Below are 5,973 nucleotides of genomic sequence, written 5' to 3'. Positions count from 1 at the left end.
CTTTTGGGCGACATACATTAGCGAATACGGGTCTCGGTCGCCGGATCGAAGAACACCGCCTTTGTCAGGTTGAAGGCGAGCGGCGTGTTGGTGCCCGGCTGAATGTTGGCGTCGGCGCGCAGCCGCGCCACCACGCCCTTGCCGCCGAGATTGGTGACGGCGAAGGTGTCCGAACCTGCCGGCTCGACGACCTCGATGTGACAGTCCGCGGTTGCGATGTGCGAGGCGTTGCGCTCGGCACCTTCCGGATCGGTCAGGGCTTCGGGACGGACACCGAAGATGATCGGCTTGCCCTGGAATGCCGACAGGCCCGCCGGCGCATTGGCCATCGGCAGGTTGATCGGCTCGCGCGCCTCGCGCTGCAGCACGACGGACAACGCATTGCCTGACGTACCGATCGTCGCCGGGATCAGGTTCATCGCCGGCGAGCCCATGAAGTCGGCGACGAAGAGATTGCTCGGGTTGTTGTAGATTTCGGCCGGCGTGCCGAACTGCTGCACCTCGCCATCCCGCATGACCGCGATCTTGGTCGCCAGCGTCATCGCCTCGATCTGGTCGTGGGTGACGTAGACGATGGTGGTGCCGGTGGTGGCATGCAGGCGCTTGATCTCGATGCGCATGTCGACGCGCAGCTTGGCGTCGAGGTTGGACAAAGGCTCGTCGAAAAGGAACAGTTTGGGGTCGCGCACCAGCGCCCGGCCCATGGCGACGCGCTGGCGCTGGCCGCCCGAAAGCTGGCTCGGCTTGCGCTGCAAGAGGTGGCCGATCTGCAGCACCTTGGCCACCTTGTCGATCGCCTTCTGGCGCTCCGCCGCCGGCACGCCGCGCATCTCCATGCCGAAGGAGATGTTTCCGGCCACCGTCATGTTCGGGTAGAGCGCATAGCTCTGGAACACCATGGCGATGTCGCGCTTGGAGGGGTGCAGATCGTTGATGGCGCGGCCGTCGACCCGGATTTCGCCCGAGGTGATCGTCTCCAGGCCGGCGATGGTGTTGAGCAAAGTGGACTTGCCGCAGCCGGAAGGGCCGACCAGCACCAGGAAACCGCCTTTCTCGAGCTCGACATCGATCCCTTTCAGGATCTCGACCTGGCCGAAGCGCTTTCTCAGACCATCAATTTCCAGAAAAGCCATCAGATCATCCTTTGACGGCGCCAGCCATGAGACCGCGCACGAAGTAGCGGCCGGCGAGCACATAGACGAGAAGGGTGGGCAGTGCCGCGATCATCGCGGCGGCCATGTTGACGTTGTATTCGACGACGCCGGTCGAGGTGTTGACGACGTTGTTGAGCGCCACCGTCATCGGCATCGCGTCGCCGGTGCCGGCGTAAGCCGAGGCGAACAGGAAGTCGTTCCAGATGTTGGTGAACTGGTAGATGACGGTGACGACGAAAATCGGCATCGAGTTCGGCAGCATGATGCGGCGGAATATCTGGAAGAAGGAGGCGCCGTCGACCTGTGCCGCCTTGACCAGTTCGGTCGGAAACGCCTCGTAGTAGTTGCGGAAGAACAGCGTGGTGAAGCCGATGCCGTAGACGACGTGGACGAAGACCAGGTTGACCGTCGGGTTGCCGAGACCGAAGCTCGTTCCGACCGAGTTCTGCAGTGTGACGCCGAAGCGGCCGAGGCTGCCGAGGATGGTCGCCATCGGCAACAGCACCGACTGGAACGGAATGAAGCAGGCAAACAGCATCAGCCCGAACACCAGCGTTGCGCCGCGGAAACGCCATTTCGTCAGCACGTAGCCGTTCAGCGCGCCCAGCATGGTCGAGATCAGAACGGCCGGAACCACCATCTTGATGGAGTTCCAGAAATAGCCCTTGATGCCGGCGCAGGTGAGGCCGACGCAGGTCTCGCCCCACGCCTTCAGCCACGGGTCGAAGGTCGGCGCCTTGGGCAGCGCCAGCATGTTGCCGTTCTGGATCTCGTCCATGGTCTTGAACGAGGTCACCAGCATGACGAACAGCGGCATCAGGTAAAACAGCGCAAACAGCGCCAGCAGCCCGTAGATGACGATGCGGTTGAGGGTCTTGACGTTGACGCCGCCGGAGGCCTGGCGGGCGGGAGTGGTGACGGCGCTCATCGCGGCTTCTCCCGCAGTTCCGAATAGAGATAGGGCACGATGATGGCGACGATGGTCATCAGCATGATCACCGCACTGGCCGAGCCGACGGCCATTTCGTTGCGCTTGAACGTGTACTCATACATGAAGTTGGACGGCAGCCACGCCGAGCCGCCGGGCCCGCCGCTGGTCAGTGCGACCACGAGATCGTAGGACTTGATGGCGAGGTGCGCGAGCACGATGAAGGCCGACAGGAAGATCGGCCGCAGCAGCGGGATGACGATGCGGCGATAGAGCTGGAAGTTGGTGGCGCCGTCGATCTGCGCCGCCTTCATGATCTCGCCGTCGATGCCGCGCAGGCCGGCCAGGAACATCGCCATGATGAAGCCGGAGGCCTGCCAGACGCCGGCAATGACCACCGTGTAGATGACGAAATCCTTATTCTTGATCCAGTCGAAATGGAAGCTCGTCCAACCCCATTGATGCAAGGTCTGCTCGAGACCGAGGCCGGGATCGAGGAACCATTTCCAGGCGACGCCGGTGACGATGAAGGACAGCGCCATCGGATAGAGATAGATCGGCCTCAACACGCCTTCGCCGCGGATCTTCTGGTCGAGCAGGATGGCCAGGAACAGGCCGAGCGCCAGGCAGATTGCGATGTAGAGGAAACCGAAAATACCCATATTGGTGATCGACGTGTACCAGCTCGACGGCGGGTCTGTGTCGAAGGTCCAGCCCCACAGCCGCTGATAGGCGCGCGAGCCGGTTAGGACATAGGACGGGAAGGTCTTGGAATTGGTGAAGGACAGATAGATCGTCCACAGGATGAAGCCGTAGACGAAGACGATGGTGATGGCGAAGCTCGGCGCCAGCACGATCTTCGGCAATGCGTCCTGCAGGCGCGAGCGCACCGAGGCGCGTGGCCGCGCATGCTCCGGCGTCAGCTTGATCTGGCTTGTCGCTACCGTGCTCATGGGGCTCCTCCCGTCGACTCGCGGCCAACCAGCTTCGCGGATCTATGTTCGCGGATCTGGGCCTTCCCCGCCGGAGCGGGGAAGGCGTTTTTGGCGCGTGGCGCTTACTTGGCGTCGTCGATCGCCTTGACCAGCTCGGTCACGGCTTCGTCCGAGGTCTTGATCTGACCATGGACGAACTTCGAAACGACGTCCTTGTAGGCATTGGCGACTGCCGGAGGCGCGCCATAACCCTGGGCCAGCGAGCCGAACAGCGTGCCGCCTTCATTGGCTGCCTTCAGGTCGGCGATGCCCTTCTTGCCGCAAGCGTCGAAGTCGGTGTCCGGAACGTCGGTACGGGCCGGAACCGAACCCTTGACGACGTTGAAGGCCGACTGGAAGCTCTTCGACAGGGTGGCGGTGGCCAGTGCGACCTGGGCGGCCTTGCGGTCGTCGGGAACATTGAACATGCCGAACATGTCGGAGTTGTAGATCACCGAGCCGTCGGTGCCCGGGAAGCGATAGCACAGGAAGTCGGTGCCCGGGGTCTTGTTGGCGGCGTGGAACTCGCCCTTCGCCCAGTCGCCCATGACCTGCACCAGGGCATCGCCCTTGATGACCATGGCGGTGGCAAGGTTCCAGTCGCGGCCCGAGAAGTTGGGGTCGACATAGGTGACGAGCTTGGCCAGATTGTCGAACGACTTCTTCATCGTGTCGGACTTCAGGGACTCGTCATCGAGGTCGTTGAAGGCCTTCTTGTAGAACTCGGGTCCGCCGGTCGACAGCACGACGGAGTCGAACATGGTGGCTTCCTGCCAGTTCTGGCCGCCGAGAGCGAGCGGGATCACGCCTGCCGCCTTGGCCTTGTCGAGCAGGGCAACGAAGTCGTCGAAGGTCTTCGGCTCGGTGCCGCCGATCTTGTCCAGGACGGCCTTGTTGATCCACAGCCAGTTGACCGAGTGAACGTTGACCGGCGCCGCGACCCACTTGCCGTCATAGACCGAAAACTTCTGCAGGGCTGCCGGAACGGACTTGTCCCAGCCTTCCTTCTTCGCCGTTTCGGTCAGGTCGCCCATGACGCCGGCGGCTGCATAGTCGAGCACGGTGTAGCCGAGCATCTGCGAGGCGGTCGGATAATTGCCGGCCGCGACCATCGCCTTCAGCGCGGTCATGGCGGCATCGCCGCCGCCGCCGGCCACCGGCACGTCCTTCCAGGCATAGCCTTCCTTGGCCAGATCACCCTTGAGGACGTTGAGAGCAGCCGCTTCGCCGCCCGAGGTCCACCAATGCAGCATCTGGACTTCCTTGACGTCCTCGGCGTGGGCCGCGAAAGCCAGGCCCGACGCGAGAGCCGTTCCGATAAGCAGTTTGCGCAACATGTACTTCCTCCCTTGTTGCATTACACGACCGGCGGATGCCGCCGGGTTCTTCTCAACTCAGCCGACCCACCACCCGGTGCGCTGGCCGCGATGAAACTGGATTGTCTTTTCCTCGGTATAATCCTCGACGGCGCGTTTGCCGAGTTCGCGTCCGAGACCGGACTGCTTGTAGCCTCCGAAAGGCAGCTCGGGATAACCTTCCATGAACGTGTTCACCCAAACGGTTCCCGAACGCACGCCGCGCGCGACCGACATGCAAGTGTCGATGCTGGCGCTCCACACGCCTGCCGACAAACCATAGGGCGTGTTGTTGGCGATGTGCAACGCCTTTTCAATCGATTCAAAAGTCAGCACCGAGAGCACCGGGCCGAACACTTCCTCGCGCGCTATGGCCATGTCCTCGGTGACGCCGCGGATGATGGTGGGATCGAGGTATTGACCGATATTGGAGGCCAATTGCTTGCCTCCGCTGTAGATGCTGCTGCCCTCGGTCGCGGCTGCCGCAACGTAACCGGCAACCTTGGCCAAATGGTCGGACGAGATCATCGCGCCGACCTTGGTTTGGTCATCGAGCGGATCGCCGACCGTGACCCTGGCGGCAAGCGCCTTGACGGCGCTGAGAAAATCGTCGGCGATCGCCTCGTGCACGATCAGCCGGCTGCCGGCATTGCAGCACTCGCCGGCATTGAAGAAGCCGCCGAACACCGCCGCATCGGCGGCCGCTTCGAGGTCGGCGTCCTGGAAGACGATCTGGCCGTTCTTGCCGCCGAGCTCCATCGAGACTTTCTTCAGCGACTGCGCGGCGGATGCCATCGTCATCTTGCCGACGCGGGTGGAGCCGGTGAACGAGACCATTTCGACCAGCGGGTGGCTGACCATCGGCGCACCGACATCGGCGCCAAGTCCGGCCAGGATATTGACGACGCCGGCGGGCAGGCCGGCCTGCATCAGGATGTCGCCGAGCACGAAGGTCGAGGCCGAGGTCATTTCGCTCGGCTTGACCACCGCCGTGCAGCCGGCGGCGAGCGCGAAGGGCAGTTTCTGGCTGACGATCAGGAACGGGAAATTCCACGGGGTGATGATCGAGACGACGCCGATCGGTTCGCGCAGGACGACACCCAGCATGGCGTCGCCGAGATTGGCGTAGGTTTCACCATGCAGGGTGCGGGCAAGCGAGGCGGCATAGCGCCAGATGTCGACGGCGCCGCCGATCTCGCCGCGTGCCTGGGCGATCGGTTTGCCCGATTCCAGTGCGTCGAGCCGGGCGATGTCTTCCAGCCGGCCCTCGATCAGATCAGCTGCCTTGAGCAGGATCCCGGCACGTTCGGCCGCCTTCATGCGCGGCCATGGACCCGTTTCGAAAGCCCTGTGGGCGGCAAGCACAGCGGCTTCCACTTCGGCCTCACCGGCCTGCGCATAGTGCGAGACGGTGAAGCCGTGGCCGGGGCTGTTTCGAGCAATCGTGCGGCCGTCGCGGGCATCGACATGCTTGCCGTTGATCAGCAGCTTGTAGCCTTTCGGGGCTTCGGCCGCCTCGGCCGGCATGGCGATCTTCAGGGGTGCGTTCATATGTTTGCTCT

General features: G+C 63.2%; 5 protein-coding genes. All 5 read right to left on the bottom strand.

The features are described 5' to 3' along the window. Positions 1-17 precede the first annotated feature (17 nt). Positions 18-1,133 carry an ABC transporter ATP-binding protein gene (locus tag ENZ74_RS18485; protein WP_013529698.1) on the bottom strand — a complete coding sequence of 372 codons (1,116 nt, stop codon included), beginning with the start codon at positions 1,131-1,133 and terminating at the stop codon, positions 18-20. Between the two features lie 4 nt (positions 1,134-1,137). After that, on the bottom strand, positions 1,138-2,082 hold the full coding sequence (locus tag ENZ74_RS18480; RefSeq protein WP_027161386.1) for a carbohydrate ABC transporter permease: 945 nt from the start codon (positions 2,080-2,082) through the stop codon (positions 1,138-1,140). Further along, positions 2,079-3,035 carry a sugar ABC transporter permease gene (locus tag ENZ74_RS18475; RefSeq protein ID WP_063168956.1) on the bottom strand — a complete coding sequence of 319 codons (957 nt, stop codon included), beginning with the start codon at positions 3,033-3,035 and terminating at the stop codon, positions 2,079-2,081. The genes ENZ74_RS18480 and ENZ74_RS18475 overlap by 4 nt, the downstream gene beginning before the upstream one ends. Positions 3,036-3,139: 104 nt before the next feature. Continuing rightward, a complete protein-coding gene (locus tag ENZ74_RS18470) occupies positions 3,140-4,393 on the bottom strand; it encodes an ABC transporter substrate-binding protein (protein WP_013529701.1) in 1,254 nt (417 codons plus the stop codon). Between the two features lie 57 nt (positions 4,394-4,450). Beyond that, positions 4,451-5,962: an aldehyde dehydrogenase family protein gene (locus tag ENZ74_RS18465; protein ID WP_063168955.1), complete on the bottom strand. Its 1,512-nt coding sequence runs from the start codon at positions 5,960-5,962 to the stop codon at positions 4,451-4,453. Positions 5,963-5,973: the final 11 nt, after the last annotated feature.

Origin of the sequence: Mesorhizobium sp. M7A.F.Ca.CA.002.15.2.1 (assembly GCF_003998715.1) — a bacterium.
Lineage (GTDB): Bacteria > Pseudomonadota > Alphaproteobacteria > Rhizobiales > Rhizobiaceae > Mesorhizobium > Mesorhizobium ciceri.
Note: the sequence above shows the minus strand (reverse complement) of the source record. Positions and strands in the feature narration are given on the sequence as shown.

Bases quoted from the DNA above. Each gene is read 5' to 3' on its own strand.
- ENZ74_RS18485 (WP_013529698.1), bottom strand. From the start codon at position 1,133: ATGGCTTTTCTGGAAATTGATGGTCTGAGAAAGCGCTTCGGCCAGGTC.
- ENZ74_RS18480 (WP_027161386.1), bottom strand. From the start codon at position 2,082: ATGAGCGCCGTCACCACTCCCGCCCGCCAGGCCTCCGGCGGCGTCAAC.
- ENZ74_RS18475 (WP_063168956.1), bottom strand. From the start codon at position 3,035: ATGAGCACGGTAGCGACAAGCCAGATCAAGCTGACGCCGGAGCATGCG.
- ENZ74_RS18470 (WP_013529701.1), bottom strand. From the start codon at position 4,393: ATGTTGCGCAAACTGCTTATCGGAACGGCTCTCGCGTCGGGCCTGGCT.
- ENZ74_RS18465 (WP_063168955.1), bottom strand. From the start codon at position 5,962: ATGAACGCACCCCTGAAGATCGCCATGCCGGCCGAGGCGGCCGAAGCC.